The organism is Porphyromonas sp. C0026D3, assembly GCF_056590775.1.
In genome coordinates this window covers 221,993-241,752 of sequence record NZ_JBWPWU010000002.1, presented here as the reverse complement: position 1 = coordinate 241,752, position 19,760 = coordinate 221,993, and the positions used below count along the sequence as shown (strand labels likewise).

Below are 19,760 nucleotides of genomic sequence, written 5' to 3'. Positions count from 1 at the left end.
AGTCAGCTTTTTACGGTGGAGATTAACTGCTTCGTACTCTCATTCCACCTTGGCTTTCATCTGGACATTGAATATCCATGAGCTGCAGCATATTCCTTCACAGAGATAAAGTCCATATCCACCATCACTAAATACTATTCCAATGCAAATATACTCCTTCCTTGCCGTCATCGGCAAGGAGCATGCGTAACTCATAGTCTAAATTGGCTATTTCCAAATGGAAGCTAACCTTTCATTTCCGAGGTGTACCGAGAAGTTTGTTGAGGCCTGGAAATGAAGTTGATACAAAAGGAGGGAAATGAGTGTATCGGCAAGTGAAGCTACGTTTTATCCTGCAGCAATCATCACGGAGGCACTCAGAGGACCAAACAAACTTGGAATTCAAGAAGCCCTGTGAGATTTTTTGTACATTGTACTCGTATGTTTGCAATGGTCATCAACCTATCCTTTGCTATCCGAGATAGTGAAGGCCCCTAAAGGTTAGAATAAAAGCAATCAATAGAACTGTGATGAAGTCTGGAGTATACGAACATATAATTAATAGGGAAACAGAACGTGATATTCAGCAAGCAGAACGGTCTGGGTTGGTATGCGTTCAGCAACCTATAGACAGTGCCGAGTCGCCACAATTATTGGCAAATTATCTTGCCAAAGCTATCTGTCAGAAGCTTGAGGATATTGAGGGACAGCAGGATCGAGTAAATCTTATCAATCGCATTATGATTGATGCGGGGTTGCTTGATGACAAGCAAATCGTAAAACCAACAGACTTATTAGCTGAGGTTATGAGCCGGCAAAAGGCTACTCTACAAGCTCAGAGTAATACACATACTGTTCGCCCTATATCCGGCTTTCGTGTCAGCAACCTTTTTACAGGTGGTAGTAGTACACTATCTTTGAGTGAGGAGATCCGCCGAGAGATTGCAAGTGCTGATGAGATATGCTTTATCGTATCATTTCTAAAAGTTTCTGGTGTCCGACTTTTGCTTGATGAGCTCACTAAATTTTGTAGCCGTGAGGGAACTCGTTTGCGTATCATCACCACGACCTACTGCGGAGCCACACAGGCAAAGGCCATTGTACAGTTAGCTGAATTGCCGAATACAGAGATAAGGATCTCATATAACACCAATATAGAACGCTTGCACGCAAAGTCGTACATTTTTGTTCGCAATTCTGGCATGAACACAGCCTACATTGGCTCATCAAATCTATCCAAGTCCGCACAGACCGAAGGTCTGGAATGGAATATGCGTGTTACGAGTGTTGAGAACCCACATATCATAAAGACCGCACTTGCGACCTTCGAGATGTATTGGAATAGTCCCAACTTTGAGGATTTCCGTATAGGTGGCATTGAGAAGTTCAATAAAGAAATTCATCGCAACATATTCCACTCAAATACTTTTGAGATGGTTTATCAACGATATTCGTTGTTACCCCATCAGAAACAGATACTCGACAAGCTACGTGTAGAGCGGGAGGACAGAGGCAATTTCAAGAATCTTATTGTAGCTGCAACCGGAACAGGCAAGACCGTTATTTCGGCATTCGACTACCAAGAGTTTGCCCGAACGCATTCGAGAGCTCGCATCCTATTCACAGCTCATAGAGAAGAGATACTAAGACAATCGTTGAGTACATTTAGAAGTGTATTGCAGGATGCCAATTTTGGGACACTTTGGGTAGGGGCAAATAGCCCGCGTGACGCAAGTGAGTACGATCATTTGTTTGTCTCTATTTCTATGTTCAATTCTCGTTTCGAGGAGTTCTTTGCGTCGTTGGATGCAGACTATTACGACTACATTGTTATTGACGAGGCACATCATAGCCAAGCAAATAGCTATCGCAAACTATTTGACCACTTCACTCCAAAGCTCCTTATCGGTCTAACTGCAACACCGGAGCGTATGGATGGTCAAGACTTACGTCCCGATTTTGGTGGCAGAATAAGTGCTGAAATACGATTACCTCAGGCGTTGCAGGCGGGATTGCTAACACCATTCCAGTACTTGTGTGTTTCTGATGACACAGACCTAAGCGATGAGAGTCTATGGAGTGGACTGAAGTACAATATTGAGCGTCTGGCCGATAAGCTATGCTCTAAGGCAAGAGCAAGACTTATCGTTGATTCATTGCACAAATATCTGGCGGATGAATACACCTGCCGAGCCTTGTGTTTCTGCGTAAACAAACGCCATGCAAACTTTATGGCTGAGCAGTTGGGGCTATATGGCTTCAGAGCACAAAGCCTCACATCAGACACGCCACCTGATGAGCGCAAGCGACTCTCTGAGAAATTAAGAGATGGTTCTCTTCATTATCTCTGTGTCGTTGATATCTTCAACGAAGGTATCGATATTCCCGAAGTTGATACCGTGCTATTCCTTCGTCCTACCGAAAGTTTAACCATCTTCCTCCAGCAGCTAGGTCGTGGTTTGCGTCTTTCTGCCGGAAAGACAGAGCTGACAGTCCTCGATTTCGTTGCACAAGCCAATCGCAAATATGACTTCGCTAGCCGATTCCGGGCACTCACATTACACCCTGAAAAAAATATCCAAAAACAGATAGAAGAAGGTTTCACTCTACTTCCTATGGGGTGTAGTATTGTGATGGAGAAGATGGCACGACAATATATCCTCGATAATATATCAAGTGCTATCTATAACAAAAGGCGTCTCATCAAGGAGATAAATAGTTACCCATCGATACCGACCATCTCACAGTTTTTAGAGAATAATGGGCAGGATATTCGCGTGATCTATCAGGGGGCCAATTGCTGGTCTTCTTTGAAGCGTGCAGCTGGACGAATCGCATATAGTGATGATGCAGTAACAAAGCGTTTGGAGAAAGGAATGGCAAACTTGATTCACCACAATACCGTTTCATTCCTCCGCTTTGTCATGCGGTTTATTGATGGCGAAAGGGTACACCTCGACGAAGCGTATAAAACGTATGCGATAATGCTATATTATGTGCTATTCCAGGATAAGATCAGCAAAGCCGGCTTTAGCAATATAAATGAAGCATTGGATCTGCTATTCGACAAAAAATATGCTTGTTTCAAGCAGGAAGCATCCGAAATAGTCGCCTACTTATTAGCTAATATAAGTATCAAGACCACGCCCATTGGTATCGAGAGTATCCCTGGGATGGAATTGTATGGCTGCTACACTCGTGAGGAGGTATTTACACTCGTCGGACGACAGACTGCAGAAGTAAAAATGCAGGGTGTGGCATCTGGTGTGTTCAACCTACAAGAGCACAATACCACGCTATTATTTGTAACACTGAACAAGTCGGAAAAGGACTTCTCTCCTTCCACGCAGTATAATGACTACTTAATTAATGAAGACTTCTTCCACTGGCAGTCGCAGAATACAGACTCGCACAATAATAATGGTGGTCGCCGATATACAGAGCAATCGCAAACAAAAAGCAATATCATACTTTTTGTCCGAGAGGAGAAGAAAGATGGATTTGGCTTTACATCCCCTTTTCATTGCTTCGGAATGGTCGACTATGTTTCATCACACGATGACTTCCCAATGAATGTGACTTGGAAGCTACACAAACCCGCAATGTCACAATACTTAAAAGCTATCTGACAATGAGGAATATAGAAGTCGTAGCTGCAGTCATACATCGTGGCGGGACTTACTTCGCCACACAACGTGGATATGGAGAGTTTGAGGGGATGTGGGAGTTCCCCGGTGGCAAGATCGAACCAGGCGAAAGTCGTGAGGTCGCTCTCCAACGCGAAATCCAAGAGGAACTAGGTGTAGAGATTGCTATCGACAAATTTCTCTACACCACCGAGTACGACTATCCATCATTCCACTTGATTATGCACTGCTACCTGTGTCAAATTACGGCTGGAGAGATTGAGCTTCGAGAACATAAATCAGCACGCTGGCTAACTGCAGAAACCCTCGATAGTGTGGAATGGTTACCAGCAGATAGGAAACTTATAGGGGTATTAAAAACACAATTGACGAGATAACGATTGCATTCAAAGCTAGCCCATAAGTTTCTAGTAACTCACAAATGAGACCAACCAGAAAACCTATTCGGATAATCAATCTAGTACTCCAATGCTCCATGGAACAGACATCTACACCGTCTCCAAAATGCTGACCCACAAGAATGTCTCCACCACCCAGATCTACGCCGACCTCATCAACGCCAAGAAACGCAAAACCACCAACAAAATCTGCCTGAAGTAAGCATTAAGAAAGCTGCCTATCTAAGCGACTCGCAAAGCTAAATATCTCACAAGTTGAGATATTTAGCTTTGTGGCTAAAAGCCTCCTCCCTCCTCCTTTGGTTCTCTGCCAAAGGGAATAGAAAGTATCCCAATAAATACTTCACAAATTACTAATATTCACGAGAGTGTGATTCCAATAATCATGTGCCCACAATTGGCACAAGGTGTTCTTACCTTTGTGTTGGAGAAATAAGCGGGAATAGGCTTCCACACTTTGTGTAAGCTTGGTGGAGGAGATAGAATAGCATGTGAGCACGCTATGAAATAATTAAAGAGAAGAAATAAAGAATGGATGTAGCCTACTGAGAAGAATCGTAGTAGAAAGCAAAATAGTACCATGTCTATGGATAAGATAGTAAGGATGCACGACTTGACTTTTGATAAGTCGCTATTTGAGACCTTTGAATCGGGAACAATAATTGATTCATTGATGTCGTCTTACAGCGGTCTCCCAAAAGGAGTGCACTATATGATTATCGGAGATCCAGGGACTGGAAAGACTACTATTCTTCTTGATTTTCTTGCAAATGTAATGCAAAAACACAGTACTGCAAGAATTCTTTTCATCAGCGCAGAAATGAATGAAATTGATCTTGCAATATATGTACATCGCTTCCCTAAATTTAGCTTCATTAATATCCTATTTATAGAAAGTCATGTATTCGAAGAGGAAAGTACCCATAATTGGACTACGATAATGGAAATTGTGAATCAGGGATGGGATATTATAGCGATCGATTCATTCTATGAACTCCAAGGAATAATAAAGGAGGAAGAGGATATTACGATGAAGGAAGCAGAAAGTTATTTACTCTCCCTAATGAAGAAAAACAATAAGGCGATTAATTTAAGAAAAAAACATACTACTTTCATCTCAATTCAGCAGGTAACCAAGAGTGGTACTTTTATTGGCTCTAATCGATTGAAACATAGTATTTCTGCAATGATGGAATTGAGACTTGATAATCCAAGAAACATCTACTCAGAGCGCTATATCGTATTTTCCAAGCATAGAAGAGGGGACGTAGGAGTAAAACTCTACTATAACCTTGCAACAACGGGGGATGTCGAATTTGATTTAGAACGCTTTGAAAATGATATAAAAATTAGGAATATGAGACATGATTTAGCTAGAGATATCAGGAGAAGCAATATGGCTTTTGATGAATTATTTAGTACAAACATAGATGATTAATTATGGAACTGACAGATTTCAGAAAGTATCGAGACAATGCCAGTAAAAAAATATCCCCTCACAAAGTGGTAAGACTTGACGAGATCAAGCAAGTAGAGGGTGAGATCTTTAACGTCTCTGGGGTCGACTTGGAAATGTCACCTAGGGTGATAGATAAGTTGAATAGCAGTATCGGGACGAGTAAGAGGCAATTAGAAGAGGTTAGAAATTGCTCGGGGGTACAAGGAGAGGCTAACTTTAGGAATTACTTAACAGTAGCTAATAGTATGACCTCAGTAAAAGAGGTGGTCATCTTAGCAGATCCAGATGCTAAAGTGGTCACAAATCTCCTAATTCCCAAGCAACAATTTATCCCGGTAGACGCATTCTTTGACTTTGCAGAGCTTTTCATAGATTCTACAAACATGAGAGTAGAAAAGATAGAAAGTTCATTGCATGGAGAGATGGATATCGTAATCTATTTGCAGCAACAGACCCCACGAATATCATCCATCGTAACGCGAAATGACTTTACGACAGATGGGCTGTATCTTAAGTGGGATGGCGTCTCTATAGAGCTTGGTAATTATTATGTGAGATTAGTCTGCTTAAATGGTCAAACACAGCAAATCAACCAGATGAAAAGTCGGGTTTATGACTTTGCATCCTCAAGGCTAACTGCACTGATAAAAGTCTCAAAAAACGAAGAAATTATCCATGCTGGGCTGGAGCAATTTAAGAAAAAAGCCAATGAAGCGATTGAAACTTTTGTGTCCATGAGAGAATTGACGAGAATATATGGCTTTCTACAGACCTTAAATACAAGGGTACCCGAAGCCATATTGGATGAACTGGTGCCATATAAGGAGATCGCCAACCAATATCAATTGCGTGGTATCAATCTCAGTGGGCGAGAGCATTTAGCTATGTCTCATATCAACTGGTGGGATTTGTACAATGACCTTACGGAATTTGCTACTCACAATGAATATATGCCTCAGGATGACCTCACCAGGAATAGGATTGCTCAATTTGCCATGAATTCATTATTAGACAAGCACGATATCAAGAATTATATTAGTTTGACATAAAAAATAGTAAACACAGATGAATACCACCCTACCCTATATTAAGTACATAGCTGATATGGAGCACTATAATGATGTACTCTCTATGGCTTTATCTACTAAGCATGAGCTTTGGTTAGGCACATCAGATTTGAAGGATTTATACGTCCGTAGAGGGCGGGAAGTAATTCCTTTTCTAGAAGTCTTATCAATATTACTAAGGCGAAACGTAGAGGTTCGATTACTACACGCCAAGCAACCAGGAGAGATTTTTATGAAGGAGCTCCATTCATATCCGATACTAGGAAATCAACTATTGAGGATGCGATGTCCTCGAGTGCACTTTAAGATAATTATTATTGACTGTCATACAGCTTATATTGGCTCTGCTAATCTAACTGGAGCTGGGGTGGGTATCAAAAGTCAATTTAGGCGAAACTTTGAGGCAGGCATTCTGACTAATGAGTCAAGTTTAGTGGATGCAGCCATTAAACATTTTGATAGTGTGTGGAGTGGTAGTCATTGCTCGCAGTGCGGGCGAAAATTGTATTGTGAATAAGAGTCTCATTATCCTTGGAGGACCAGTCTTTTAGGACCCTATTTTTCCCGCTCGGAGAGGGGCAAAAAGTTTCACGGATAGAAGCGATCGGTTTCACGGATAGAAGCGAAACTTTTCACGGATAGAAGCGATCGCTTAGACGGATAGATGGAAAAAGGCGTCCGGCTTTTGGAGTGAAGATGCCAAAAAGAGGGGGTGTGTCCAAACTCAGTTTGGACACACCCCCTTAGCAATTTGGAGTGGGGTGGGGCCCCATGTGGCCTTGACGGCTTACTTTTGGTCCGGCACCCACAGAGTCAGATTCTGCTCGTTGGCGCGGATCCACTTGAGGGCTTTTTGTGCCGCATCTTGGTGCGCATTTTTTTTGCTCGTACCTTCTCCCGTGGCGATGGTCTCTCTGTCGGGGCCGATGGCTAGGCGACAATGGTGTATGATCCGGTTGGGCGCTGTCATGGTGGCCCCTAGGTATTCAAAGTCGTAGTCTACTTTGTGTTTTTGCATGAGGATGATGAATTCTGTCTTGTAGTCTTCCTCTTTTGTCGACACGGATTCAACGTACTTTTGTGACTTGATGATGTGTCGTCGCACAAAGCTCACGGCGACTTTCATGCCGTGGTCGAGGTATATGGCACCTACCAGAGCTTCCAGTGCATTGCCCAGGATGTCCGACTCTTGGAGGTTGATGCCGGGGCCTGTGCGTAGGACTTTGCTGAGTCCGATATTGGAGGCGGCTCGATTCATGTTGTTGCGACTGACTAGGTAGCTACGCAGCTGTGAGAGCCCACCCTCGTCCTCCTCCGGATATAGGTGGTAGACTGCATCGCTGATGATCTGTGACAAGACACTGTCGCCCAAAAACTCAAGTCGCTCGTTGCTCCCACCTTTGTCCATATAGGGGTAGGAGGCGTGAGTGACGGCCTGCTCGTAGTGGCGGATCTCTTTTGGCTTGGTGCCGATCTGCTTGCTGACAAACTCGATGAGCTCCGAGTTTTGGGTCAGGAGACGCTTTGGGGGCGTGAGGATGGCCCTGAGTTTTGAAACGAAACCGGACATTTAGGGGTGTGTTTGTCGCTTTGCCGTCGTGGTGGTCAGTCTTCTACTCTTGTGAAAATAGCGGATGCGTTGTGTCCGCCGAAGCCGAATGTGTTGGAGAGGGCAACCTTTACGTCACGTTTTTGTGCTTGGTTGAACGTGAAGTTGAGCTTGTAGTCTATCTCCGGGTCTTCGTCTCCCTCGGTGTGGTTGATGGTGGGCGGGATGATGCCTTCCTGGATTGCTTTGATGCAGACGATGGCCTCAAGTGCTCCGGCTGCACCAAGTAGGTGCCCGGTCATAGACTTGGTGGAGCTGATGTTTAGGGCATAGGCGTCTTCTCCAAAAACGTCGAGGATGGCCTTGACTTCGCTGATGTCTCCCACCGGAGTGGAGGTGCCATGTACGTTGATGTAGTCGACGTCGGATGGGCGAAGTCCTGCATCGCTGAGGGCATTTCTCATGACTAGCTTGGCGCCCAGTCCTTCGGGGTGTGAGGCTGTGAGGTGGTAGGCATCGGCGGAGAGTCCGCAGCCCTTTACCTCTGCATAGATCGTGGCCCCGCGCTTTTTGGCATGCTCGTACTCCTCCAGTATGAGTGCGGCTCCACCTTCGCCCAGTACAAAGCCGTCTCGGCTGGCACTAAAGGGGCGTGAGGCGGTCTCGGGGCTGTCGTTGCGTACGGAGAGGGCATTCATCGCATTGAATCCTCCGAGCCCGCTGATGCTGATGGCTGCTTCGGCGCCACCGGTCACGACGACGTCTGCGCGACCGAGCTGGATCGTGTCGCATGCACTAATGATCGCATTGGTGGATGAGGCGCATGCGGATACGACACCATAGTTGGGACCGTGGAGACCGTACTTCATGGAGATGTAGCCGGCCGCCATGTCGGAGATCATCTTGGGGATGAAAAAGGGGTTGTATTTTGGGCCTCTTTGTGGATCGTACTGCATCGCTTCTTCCTCAAATGTAATGATCCCGCCAATTCCGCTGGAAAAAACTACTCCGATGCGATTGAGGTCTTCTTGGGACAGATCAAGCCCGGAGTCGGCGATTGCTTCGTCGGCGCTGATGCTGGCAAACATGGCATAGCGATCGTACTTGCGTGCTGTCTTTCGATCAAAGTAATCATTGGGGGAGAAGTCCTTCACCTCACAGGCAAACCGGGTCTTGAAGCGCTCGGTGTCGATGAGTGTGATAGGTGCCGCACCGCTTTTTCCGGCTTTGAGGGCTTCCCAGGTCGTGGGGGCATCTTTGCCGAGGGGGGTGATCGCTCCGATTCCGGTGACTACGATTCTTTTTTTAGGCATATATCTTGGGCTTTACTTTAGGGAAATACAATACACGGACAACATCATCCCGATGGAAACCAGGGGGATACGCTCTCTCACATGGTGTGGATAACAATTTGGGCAAAAACACTGCTCTGGCTCGTTGGTCGTGAGCCGGAGTCTCGGTTTCTGCCCAAAATATGCATCTTGATTTGGTCCGAAAACCTTACTTGAGGGCTTCGGCTATGTGGGTGATAGCGTCTCCTACTGTCTGGATCTTCTGAGCTTGGTCGTCTTCAATCTCAATGTTGAACTCCTGCTCAAACTCCATGATCAGCTCTACGGTGTCCAGCGAGTCTGCACCAAGGTCATTGGTGAAGTGTGCATTCTCGGTGACTTCGGAGGCATCTACGTTTAGCTTGTCGACGATGATGTTTTTTACCTTTGCGGCAATTTCTTCTCTTGTTGCCATATCTTTCTTGTTGCTGTTTGGTTATTAATTATTTATATCTAACTTTGTTTTGGCAAATCTACCATTTATTGTGCATTTGTCGTATTTTCTCTGTGCAAATATACCAATAATCTGCACATCGCCATATCTAGTGTGCAGTTTAGACCCTTTTGTATGATTACTTTAGCTGTTTTTGCTTCCGGAAGTGGAACGAACATGGAGGCCATTGCCCATTACCTAGATAAAAATTCCAATCTCGGGATACGGATCGGATGTGTCGTTGTGGATCGTAAGGATGCCTATGTCCGTGAGCGCGCCAAAAGGTTGGGGATCGCAGAGCACCACTTTACGGCCGCTGAGCTCAACGACCCAGGGGTTCTCCTTCCTTTTCTGAGAAGCTATGGGGTGGACCGCATCGTCCTAGCTGGCTATCTCCGAATGATCCCTCCTTTTTTGCTAGAGGCTTATCCGAATCGTATCCTCAATATCCACCCTGCGTTGTTGCCAAAGTACGGGGGTAAGGGGATGTATGGGCATCATGTGCATGAGGCGGTGTTGCAGGCCCGTGAGACGGTCACCGGAATCACCATACACGAGATTGACGAACAGTACGATCGGGGACATACGGTCTTTCAGGCTCGTGTGGCTATCGACCCTGATGTAGACACAGCTGATGATGTGGCCAACAAGGTGCATGCGCTGGAGCACAAGTATTTCCCCCAAGTGATAGCTGAGTGGTGTGCCGGTGGCGTGCAGTGAATCTCAGGCTCGTGTGGCTATCGACCCTGATGTAGACACAGCTGATGATGTGGCCAACAAGGTGCATGCTCTCGAGCACAAGTACTTCCCCCAGGTGATAGCTGAGTGGTGTGCCGGTGGCGTGCAGTGAATCCTCTCAATCAAATGCCGGATAGGGCCAGCTGCTGTGCGCAAAAGAAGCTGACGCAAAACGGCACGGAAAATGTGCATGCAATGCCGTTGTAGATACAGGGTACGGCATACTCTTCTCCGCAGTTGCGGAGAATCACCGGTAGGACAACGTCCGAGGTATTGGCGCCACCACAACTGATCGTCGCCAAGGGACCAAAGTTTTTGGCCACAAGTGGGGCCAGGATCAGTGTCGATACTTCGCGGAGGACGTTGGAGAATAGCGCAGCGGCCGCAAGCGATGGTCCGAGTATGTCGCCAATGATCACGCTGGAGGCTGAGTAGTAGCCCAGTCCGGATCCAATAGCCAAACCCGCAAATACGCCCATCTCTCTCAGTACCAGGGTGGCGACCAGTGTCCCGATTAGGCTGCCGATGATGCTCATTGCCGGCAATAAGAGTAACTCGACTCGAAGGTTGAGTATGGCTCGAATTGTCTTGGAGTCGGAGCCAACACTCATGCCGACCAAGAAGAGGATGCCGCAGAGGATGACCAATGGCAGTGTCTCTTCTTTGGCGGCGGGGATATCCACAAAGTATCCCAAAATGATGCCTATGACAAAAGCGATCAAGATATATACGGTGTCTTTCATTCTGCCTGTGTTTGCTCAAGTGGTGGTGGATTAGCCGGCAGGGCGTTGTCTTTTTCCGACAAGCTCGTCGGGGGTGGATTTTATCTGTTTTTGCGGTTCATTATTTTCCATAGTAGCCAGCCCATCACAATGCTTCCGCCCATGGCGCAAACGGTGATGAGGATGGTGGGGACACCGAGTGTGCCCAGCTCTTTTATGGCTTGCTTGTTGGAGCCGATCTGGACGCCCAGGACGAAGAGTAGTATGCAGACCAAGGTCATGGTGGTGGGGGAGATGAAGGCGAGCTTTTTGTTGCGCAAGATCCAGCCAAAAAGCACGCCCACAATCATTGCTCCAATGATGTAGAGGACAAAAGTCATACCGGGTTGTTGGCGTTATGTGGTTTTGTATGTATTAGTTCTATCCGTTTATTGGTTTTCGTCTGAGCGCAATAGGGCGATGAGTTGGTCCGGTGTGTAGCTCTTTTGGTCGCCGGACTCCATCTCCTTTACTGTGATCGTGTCGGTCTTGATCTCTTCTTCTCCGATAAAAGCCACGTATGGGATGTTTAGGCTGTCGGCGTAGCCCATCTGTTTTTTCATCTTCACGCTATCGGGGTAGACTTCGGCTGTGATGTCTGCGTCACGTAGTTTTTTCAGCAGTGGTAGGATATAGTTGATCTCTTTGTCGCCAAAGTTCACAAACATCAGCTTGGTTGCCTGAGTGATTCCTTTGGGGTACAGTCCTAGGGTGTTTAGTACGTCAAAGATCCGATCGGCCCCGAAGGATATCCCGACACCGCTTGTCCCTTTTTGTCCAAAAACTCCGGTCAGGTCATCGTAGCGTCCTCCACCGAGGATGCTCCCCATCTCTGTGTCCAGCGCTTTGCACTCAAAGATAGTGCCGGTGTAGTAGTCAAGTCCTCTGGCGAGGGACAGATCGATCGTCACGCTATTGTTGAGCGGGGTGATGGCTAGCTTGTCCAGAATGTATCGGAGTTCTTCGATTCCGCGTAGTCCGCACTCGCTGTCTGCCAGTAGCTCGGCGAGCTTGTCTAGTTTTTCGGAGTTGGTCCCCTCTAGGGTCAGGATGGGCTTGAGGCGTGTGGTGGCTTCGGCCGTGATGCCTCTCTCCAGGAGTTCGCTTTGCACTCCTTCCCAGCCGATCTTGTCGAGTTTGTCGATGGCTATTGTTAGGTCCGTGATTTGCTCGACTCCTAGGAGTTCTCCCAGTCCGGTAAGGATCTTTCGGTTGTTGAGCAGGATAGCCACCCTTATCTTTAGCTTGGAGAATACTCTGTCGATGATCTGTGTGAGCTCTACCTCATGCAGGAGTGAGTCCGATCCGATCACGTCAGCGTCGCACTGATAAAACTCCCGATATCGTCCTTTTTGCGGGCGGTCTGCACGCCATACGGGCTGGATCTGGTATCGCTTGAAAGGGTAGGTGATCTCGTTGTTGTGCTGCACTACGTAACGTGCAAATGGCACAGTCAGGTCGTATCTCAATCCTCTGTCGCAGGCACGAGTGGCAAAGGTCGTGGGGTCTATAGTCAATAGTTCTTGGCGATCAAACTTCTTGAGGGGGTCGCCTGAGTTGAGGATCCTAAAGAGGAGCTTGTCGCCCTCTTCGCCATACTTGCCGGTGAGGGTGGCCAGGTTTTCCATTGCCGGGGTCTCGATTTCCCGATAGCCATAGGTGCGGTAGACTCCTCGGATGGTGTCAAAGATGTAGTTGCGTTTCGCCATTTCTTCCGGCGAAAAGTCTCGTGTTCCTTTAGGTATGGATGGCTTTTGGATCATTGTCTTGGTGTTGATTCTAGTATTGGTTGTAGGAGCGGACCTTGTCGAGGGCTTTCCGCTTCTTCTCTTTTTTGTCGTCTGTGCTGTAGCCCAGTGCGATTACCAGTGCCACAGTGCGGCTGCCGGGTATGCCTAGGACTTTGCGGATCTTTTGCTCATTGAGCCAGCCCATGATGCAGCTGCCGAGCCCTTCTTGTGTGGCGGCCAGTGTGATGTATGAGGCGGCAATCCCCAAGTCCATGTGTGCGAAGTGGCGTTTCTTTAGGAGGTTGCCTATGCGTGCACTGGCATTGGCCGGCTCCTCTACGATCACGATCAGTACCGGGGCTGTGTGGGCAAATTGGTTCATGGTCGGGATCAAGGGCGAGGTGAGGGCACTCGCTATCTCTTTTTTGATCTCAGGGTCATCTACAGCGACGAACTTCCACGGCTGGGAGTTGGTGGCAGATGGCGCCAGTCGGGCAGCCTCCAGTATTCGCTCGGTGACTTCTCTCGGGATCGGCTTGTCGGCGTATTTCCGGTCGCTCTGTCGCGTGCGTGCCAGTTCGTAAAAGTCCATGGGTTTCGCTCCGATTTACTGTTCTCTCAGCTCTATCATGCGGGCAAGGTATTTGCCGATGATGTCAAATTCTAGGTTCACGCGATCGCCTACCTTGAGGGTGCAAAAGTTGGTATGTTGTATCGTGTATGGGATGATGGCGACCTTGAAGGAGGTTAGCTCCGAGTCCACCACCGTGAGACTGACGCCATTCACGCATACGCTTCCTTTTTCCACGGTCGTGTAGCCTTGTCTCGCCATTGCTTCCGGGACCTTGTACTCGATGGTAAAGTAGGTGCTGCCCTCTGCGTCCATGATCCGGGTGCAGACTCCGGTGGTGTCCACATGACCTTGGACGATGTGTCCATCCAGTCGGCCGTTGACTTGCATACTCCGCTCTACATTTACGAGGTCTCCTACTTTTAGGTCTCCGAGGTTGGAGCGTTCCAGGGTTTCGCGTATGGCGGTCACGGTATAGCTCTTGGCTTGGGGGTTGATTTGGACCACAGTCAGGCAGACACCGTTGTGCGATACACTCTGGTCTATCTTTAGCTCATCCCAAAAAGGGACCTCCAGTGTCAGGTGTACATTGTCGCTATTGGGTTCGCGCAGGATGTCCACCACTTTGGCCGTGTGCTCTACTATTCCTGAAAACATATATTCTCTCAGCTTTTGGGTTGATGTTTTTCTGACCTCCACAAAGGTACAAAAATGTAGCAAGAGAGTGGGCTTTTCGTCCGGGGTTGCCCCGATGCGGTGGCGACTGTCTTGCATTCTATCGGCCTGTGTTGTTTTAGGAGACTTTTTGGACAAAAAAAGCACTTGTGAGCTCGCTTTTTGGCCACAATTTGGAGGCTTTTTTTTGTGCTTTGTAATGTGCTGAAAACGAGGGGGCTGTGTGAGAGTCTTTTTTCATGGATAGAAGCGATCTGTTTCACGGATAGAAGCGAAACTTTTCACGGATAGAAGCGATCGCTTAGACGGATAGAAAAAACGTTGGGGCAAAAGTAAGGTGCGAAATTCAAAACAGGACTTTTGCAAAAGGATTCAAAAACAGAGATCCTGTCACACCGGGGTGGGGTGACAGGATCTCCTGTTGCTTGTGTGGTGGATTGGTCCGTGCTCTAAAACATTACTCGGCCTTGAGTGCGGTCGTGATCAAGTGGTATAGAGCTCGGTAATATCCACTCTCCGGGGTGTTGCCCTCCATCCGATCTGCAACGATCAGTTGGGCTAGTTTTAGGTTGTCGAATAGATAACCCTTGGCTTGGATTTTCGGTGTGGATACTTTTTGTTTTTCTTGGTTTGTTTTTTGGAGGTCTAGTGCGTTGATGAGACCTTGTACGTATGCGTATTGCATGTTTCTCTCCACGCCGGTGAGCTGTCCGCTGTTTTGCCATACGAAGCTGTGGAGGTCATCTAGGTACTGTTTTTGGCCATAGACATCTCCGCCCTTGGTCAGATAGGTGTCTTTGTCCAGTTTGCCAAGGGTGTTGTTGCTGATGAGGATGTTCATGACCGTCAGCATGTAGTCGGCGTAGTTGTTGACCGTCTTGCCTAGCTTGTCGGTCACTTCGGGTGTGGCGATCCAGTAGGGGTAGTTGAGTGTCTCTTTTAGGATGAAAAAGAGGGCTTCTCTCTGCTTGTCGCCCGGTACGGGGGTAAACATTTCTTGCTCATCTCCTTGGACCGGGAGGTTGCGTCTGTAGCCACCTATGGAGGTCATGACGTGGCCGATGTATCGTCTGAACTGTTGCTCAATGCCTTCGAGGAGTCTCTTTTGTTGTTGGTAGTCGTCTCCGTTTTGGCGAGTCCAGTCGAATAGGTGCTTGGTTGTGACTTTGAGGTTTTGGATCCCATAGGCGGATGCCAGTACCGGATCGTCTCCGAGGTCTTCGGTTTGTGCGGTAGGGTCGTAGTTTTCAAGGATTTGCTGTGGCCCGTAGGCGTATCGTCTGTCTCCGGATTTGTCGAGGATCCATTGGTTGAGTATGGGGCGTTCTTCTTCCGGCGTGGCGGCCTCGTAGATGGGCTTGTAGCCCCACTCTATGGCGTAATAGTCGTAGACGCCTAGGCGAGGAGGTAGGAAGTTGGTCACGCCGTCACCGGGTTGTGCGACGTAGTTGTATCGGGCATAGTCCATGATGGAGGGGGTGGTGCCATACTTGTTGGTGAAGGCCGGAGAGCGTAGGTCATTGACCTTGTAGGCACTGGAGGCTCCCATATTGTGCATGAGTCCGAGGGTGTGTCCGACCTCGTGTGACACGATGTAGCGAAGCATAGGGCCTAGGACACTGAGGTCGTAGTGGAGCCCCCTGGCTTTTGGGTCTGCGGCTGAGGTCTGGACAAATCTCCATGAGTGGATCAGCTCCAAGACGTTGTGGTAAAAGTAAACAGAGGCCTGTAGGATCTCTCCGGATCGGGGGTCGGTCCAGGAGGGACCCATGGCGTTGGCTTGCTTGGATGAGGAGTAGATCAAGCAGCTGTACCGTGCATCGGCGGGATTGAAGCTGGGGTCGTCTTTGGGGTAGGGCTTGGCTATAATGGCGTTTTTGAAGCCGATCCGCTCAAAGGCTTTTTGCCAGTCTTCGATGCCTTCTTTGAGGTAGGGGTACCACTCTTTTGGGAAGGCGTCATCGATGTAGTAGACTATGGGCTTTTGTGGCTCTACGAGTTGTCCTCGCTTGTATGCTTTGAGGTCTTGGGGCTTGGGCTCCAGTCGCCACCTATTGATGTACCGGATTCGGTCCATGGTGAGCTTGTCGGTGGTGATCTGGGTGGTGCCGTTCATGAAGTAACCGATGCGGTTGTCCCATAGCCGTGGGCGCATGATATCATCGGGGAGTAGGTATATGGAGCCGTTGATAAGTGCGGTGAAGGGTTTTTTCTCCACGGTGTAGACGCTGCGCACTTGGACGTTGAGGTTGCGCTCAAATGCACTGATGTCGGTGATGGAGGATAGGTCTTTTTTGAAGGTACCTGAGAGCTTGCTGGCGCCCATGAAGGAGTCAAAGGGAGACTTGGGCAAAAAGGGAGACATGGGCTCGCTGTCCGTGAGGAAGAGTGTGGTGGCGTCGATGACCACAGCGGAGGAGTCGGGCCGGTAGGTGAGAATCTTGAAGGCGTTGAGGACAGGCATCAGGTTGTTGTCCTGTACTCGACGACTGATGGAGGAGTCGGGGTTGGTGGTGATGTCGGTATTGAGCTGATGTAGGTATAGCTTTTGGTCATCTTTGCTCCACGAGATCATGAGTGGATCCCCGGGCATTTCACCGGCTATGACGTCTTTGTTGTTGCTGATGCCGAGTACTCGTCCGGCAAGCATCATGGGTTTGCCAAGCAGGGTGAGGGGGATCTCTAGGTAGACCTTGCCTTCTTGCAGGTGTACGTCGATGAATCCTTTTTCTGTGCGGGCTTTGTCGGTGATGATGTCGGTGTATTTTTTACCACCTTTGTTGGCATCCTCATCTTTGTCTTCTTTTTTGTCTTCGTCTGTCTTTTTTGTGATCGCGCTCACTAGGTCTCCGATGCCTTGGCTTTGTGCACAAGGGGTGAGGAGGAGGAGTGCCATCAAAAACAACAAGGGTTTGGTCGTTGATTTCATGGATCTGATGATGTGTTGTGCTTGTTTTCTTTTAGTCGGTATATAGTGTGATTAGGGTTGTGGCTGTTGCCTTTTGCGTGCTGTGGCGTTGCCGATCTCTTGTAGGTCGATGCCGGTGAGGTCCTTGATGGCCTGTCGCAGTGCGTTGTATTTGTCGATCATGATCTGGTACCCGCCGGCGGCTTGTACTATTTCATCTTCGGACATGCTGGTCATGCGGTAGATGTAGTCCGCGATGTCGGTGGCGGCATCAATCGCTTTGTAGTACTTGAAGGAGTTGGCCTCGTCGTAGGTCCAAAATCCGGCCATCCTGATGTCGTACCCTGGATCTTTTCTCTCGCCTAGGTTGTGGGTGTAGTACTCGCTTGAAAAGGCGTGGAAACTATTGGGGTAGGCTAGACGGTGGGTGAAGACAAATTGCCACAAGCTGCTGTGTAGCTGTGGGGCCAGCTGGGTGAAGTACTCTTCTTTGGTGGTGACTCTCGGGATGCCGGTGGGGCGTCGCATCGATTCGTTTTCCTTGTACAGGTTGATCGCAATGTGGTCTCTGGCTATGTAGGCAAAGTCCTCGACGCTCTTGTTGCGCTTGAGGGAGTCGGCAAGGAATATCCGGACGGGGAAGTACTTCTTTTTGAACTCAGTGTCGTAGGCATCCAAGAAGTTTTCTTTGATGTACTTGAGGTTGGGCTCCAGCATGGCCATATCCGTGGGGTCGTTTTTGTCGATTGGGATATAGATTTTTTTGCCAAAGCCCTTGGTCATCGGTGTCCCGAGGTCCCATAGTGCGTCTCCTGGTGTGAAGTCGTAGATGACTTGGATCCCGGTCTCTTGTTTGATCTGGTATATGGTGTGTGTGACGTAGTCAGTCCCATCTTGGATCTCGTACTTTGGGTGTCCGAGCTCCGAGTAGATGGGGGCTTCGTGGTAGCAACCACTGAGGGCAGCTGTGCCGGCTACGATGGCGCAGTAGAGGTAGTGTCTGTTTTTTCTCATGGCTGGTCTTTTATTTTGTGGTCAGAGCCTTGTCGGAGTTGAGTACCATTCGGGGTATGGGTAGGGTGTACCGTGGGTCGTTGGCGTTGAGTGTAAAGTCTTCTCGCACCTCTTCTTTTCCGGATGAGGTGATGTAGGAGTGAGTGATGCTTGGCTGATCCCAACGTCTTAGGTCAAACCATCTGTGAAACTCAAAGCAGAGCTCGCGACGTCGTTCGTCACGGACTAGCTGTATGAGTCCGGCTTGGTCGCTTGGTGCTTGGAGCTGTGCGTGATCCGGCCGGATACGTGCGGCCCGGAGGTGGTTGAGGTCCTGCATCGCTTTTTGGGTCTCTCCTTTTTGTGCATAGGCTTCTGCACGATTGAGATACGCCTCGGAGGTCCGGATGGTGTACCCGTAGGTATGGGTGTCGGTGTCTATGCCGTTCTTTTTGGCCTGTGTGAAGTACTTGTATGTGGGGGGAGCAAACCATCCGCCACCCACGCGTACCTTTTTGGTCCGCAGATACTCGCCCTTGTTGTTGTAGTAGCGTAGGTCTCCCTCTTGGTAGGTGTCCAATAGATCTTGGGAGGCGGTGAAGTAGTAGAGGTTTTCGATGGACAAAAACTCGGACTGGTAAAATCCTTGCTGGAAGCAAATTTCCTTATTGTTTTTGCTGATAAAAGCATTTTTGTCATCATCGCCGAGGGGTGCTTTTGAGTTGAGGTCATAGAGGTTGGGGTTTTGCCTGATAGCGAGGTCGGCATACTTTATGGCATTGTCCCAGTCTTGCATGTATAGGTAGAGCCTTGATCCAAGGATGCAGACTGCAGGGGCATTCCACCTGAAGGTGTTGAGCTTGTTTTCGGAGCGTTCGAAGGCTTTCAGTGCGGATTCGAGGCAGTGAATCATCTCTTGGTAGTTTTCTTTGACAGTGGCTCGGGGGAAGTTGGTGTCCTCGGAGTAGGAGTGGTTGTTGATCGGTACGCCTAGTACGTTGCCTGCTGTGGCCGGAGTGTAGGGTTGGCCATAGATGTTGGTGAGCATGAAGTAGGCGTTTAGCTTGATGGCATAGGCTTCGCCCTCGAGCTGCGCTTTTTCGGCATCTGTTCCGACCATAGACTTGAGCTGTGCAAGGACGACATTGGCGGTAAGGATCTGGTGGTAAAACTGCTCCCAGGTCATATCCGCATTGAGTGTGCCACGAGGTGAGACTTCGGGGTTGGCCTGCCAGGTGTAGTAGCCGTATGCCACTTGTCGGGTGTCTTCGCCACTTCTGTTTCGGAGGTTGCTTGCAGCGGTCACATCATCGCTCAAGAGAGCAAGGTAACGATAGGGTAGCGAGGTGTTTTTGAAGTAGCCTTCACCAAAAAGTATCTCGCTATAGTCTCCTGTGGTGCTTGGCTTTCGCTCGTCTTGCGAGTATTCATCCAAAAAGTGGCTACATCCACTGAGCAGTAGGGATAGTATGAGGATCGCAATGGAGAAAGGATTGTGTGTATGCATTGTCTTCATATTGT

The 19,760-nt window shown here is 48.4% G+C and carries 18 protein-coding genes and 1 pseudogene; 8 read left to right on the top strand and 11 right to left on the bottom strand.

All coding sequences use genetic code 11. The features are described from left to right. Positions 1-509 precede the first annotated feature (509 nt). The 6 genes and pseudogenes from AC1EK1_RS02545 (at position 510) to AC1EK1_RS02520 (ending at position 7,067) form a co-directional block, all read left to right on the top strand. On the top strand, positions 510-3,608 hold the full coding sequence (locus AC1EK1_RS02545; RefSeq protein WP_480305593.1) for a DEAD/DEAH box helicase: 3,099 nt from the start codon (positions 510-512) through the stop codon (positions 3,606-3,608). A gap of 2 nt (positions 3,609-3,610) precedes the next feature. Then, a complete protein-coding gene (locus AC1EK1_RS02540) occupies positions 3,611-4,003 on the top strand; it encodes a (deoxy)nucleoside triphosphate pyrophosphohydrolase (protein WP_480305521.1) in 393 nt (130 codons plus the stop codon). Positions 4,004-4,103: 100 nt separating this feature from the next. Further along, positions 4,104-4,226, top strand: a pseudogene (locus tag AC1EK1_RS02535) (site-specific integrase); the annotation flags it as partial. A 384-nt stretch (positions 4,227-4,610) separates the two neighbouring features. Then, a complete protein-coding gene (locus tag AC1EK1_RS02530) occupies positions 4,611-5,462 on the top strand; it encodes an ATPase domain-containing protein (protein WP_480305519.1) in 852 nt (283 codons plus the stop codon). A 2-nt stretch (positions 5,463-5,464) separates the two neighbouring features. Then, positions 5,465-6,532, top strand: a complete 1,068-nt coding sequence (locus AC1EK1_RS02525; protein ID WP_480305517.1) for a hypothetical protein — start codon at positions 5,465-5,467, stop codon at positions 6,530-6,532. Between the two features lie 16 nt (positions 6,533-6,548). After that, the gene (locus tag AC1EK1_RS02520; RefSeq protein WP_480305515.1) at positions 6,549-7,067 is read left to right on the top strand and encodes a phospholipase D family protein; all 519 of its coding nucleotides are present in this window, start codon (positions 6,549-6,551) and stop codon (positions 7,065-7,067) included. 270 nt (positions 7,068-7,337) lie between these two features. On the opposite strand, the gene rnc is transcribed toward AC1EK1_RS02520, so the two are convergent. From rnc to AC1EK1_RS02505, 3 genes are all read right to left on the bottom strand, one after another. Further along, positions 7,338-8,120, bottom strand: a complete 783-nt coding sequence (gene rnc / locus AC1EK1_RS02515) for a ribonuclease III (protein ID WP_480305514.1) — start codon at positions 8,118-8,120, stop codon at positions 7,338-7,340. A 35-nt stretch (positions 8,121-8,155) separates the two neighbouring features. Continuing rightward, positions 8,156-9,412 (bottom strand): beta-ketoacyl-ACP synthase II, encoded by a 1,257-nt coding sequence (gene fabF / locus AC1EK1_RS02510; RefSeq protein WP_480305512.1) that lies wholly within the window; start codon positions 9,410-9,412, stop codon positions 8,156-8,158. Between the two features lie 187 nt (positions 9,413-9,599). Continuing rightward, a complete protein-coding gene (locus tag AC1EK1_RS02505) occupies positions 9,600-9,845 on the bottom strand; it encodes an acyl carrier protein (protein ID WP_480305510.1) in 246 nt (81 codons plus the stop codon). 153 nt (positions 9,846-9,998) lie between these two features. Between AC1EK1_RS02505 and purN the strand changes: the two genes are divergently transcribed. After that, on the top strand, positions 9,999-10,583 hold the full coding sequence (gene purN / locus AC1EK1_RS02500) for a phosphoribosylglycinamide formyltransferase (protein WP_480305509.1): 585 nt from the start codon (positions 9,999-10,001) through the stop codon (positions 10,581-10,583). Continuing rightward, the gene (locus AC1EK1_RS02495) at positions 10,570-10,713 is read left to right on the top strand and encodes a hypothetical protein (RefSeq protein WP_480305507.1); all 144 of its coding nucleotides are present in this window, start codon (positions 10,570-10,572) and stop codon (positions 10,711-10,713) included. Before purN ends, AC1EK1_RS02495 begins: the two co-directional genes overlap by 14 nt. Before the next feature lie 10 nt (positions 10,714-10,723). Here the strand turns inward: AC1EK1_RS02495 and AC1EK1_RS02490 are convergent, their stop codons facing one another. The 8 genes from AC1EK1_RS02490 to AC1EK1_RS02455 all read right to left on the bottom strand — a co-directional run bounded on the left by AC1EK1_RS02490 (position 10,724) and on the right by AC1EK1_RS02455 (position 19,755). Next, positions 10,724-11,344: a LysO family transporter gene (locus tag AC1EK1_RS02490; protein WP_480305506.1), complete on the bottom strand. Its 621-nt coding sequence runs from the start codon at positions 11,342-11,344 to the stop codon at positions 10,724-10,726. An 80-nt stretch (positions 11,345-11,424) separates the two neighbouring features. Further along, a complete protein-coding gene (locus AC1EK1_RS02485) occupies positions 11,425-11,703 on the bottom strand; it encodes a LysO family transporter (RefSeq protein ID WP_480305505.1) in 279 nt (92 codons plus the stop codon). Positions 11,704-11,751: 48 nt separating this feature from the next. Further along, entirely contained in the window at positions 11,752-13,125 is a 1,374-nt protein-coding gene (gene hisS / locus AC1EK1_RS02480) for a histidine--tRNA ligase (RefSeq protein WP_480305504.1), read from the bottom strand. A 16-nt stretch (positions 13,126-13,141) separates the two neighbouring features. Further along, positions 13,142-13,684, bottom strand: a complete 543-nt coding sequence (locus AC1EK1_RS02475; RefSeq protein ID WP_480305502.1) for a nitroreductase family protein — start codon at positions 13,682-13,684, stop codon at positions 13,142-13,144. A 15-nt stretch (positions 13,685-13,699) separates the two neighbouring features. Next, the gene (locus AC1EK1_RS02470; RefSeq protein WP_480305591.1) at positions 13,700-14,320 is read right to left on the bottom strand and encodes a riboflavin synthase; all 621 of its coding nucleotides are present in this window, start codon (positions 14,318-14,320) and stop codon (positions 13,700-13,702) included. A gap of 475 nt (positions 14,321-14,795) precedes the next feature. Next, positions 14,796-17,267, bottom strand: coding sequence for a zinc-dependent metalloprotease (locus AC1EK1_RS02465; protein ID WP_480305500.1), 2,472 nt, complete (start codon positions 17,265-17,267; stop codon positions 14,796-14,798). Between the two features lie 51 nt (positions 17,268-17,318). Then, on the bottom strand, positions 17,319-18,260 hold the full coding sequence (locus tag AC1EK1_RS02460) for a hypothetical protein (RefSeq protein WP_480305498.1): 942 nt from the start codon (positions 18,258-18,260) through the stop codon (positions 17,319-17,321). Between the two features lie 10 nt (positions 18,261-18,270). Then, positions 18,271-19,755, bottom strand: a complete 1,485-nt coding sequence (locus AC1EK1_RS02455) for a RagB/SusD family nutrient uptake outer membrane protein (protein WP_480305496.1) — start codon at positions 19,753-19,755, stop codon at positions 18,271-18,273. Positions 19,756-19,760 lie beyond the last annotated feature (5 nt).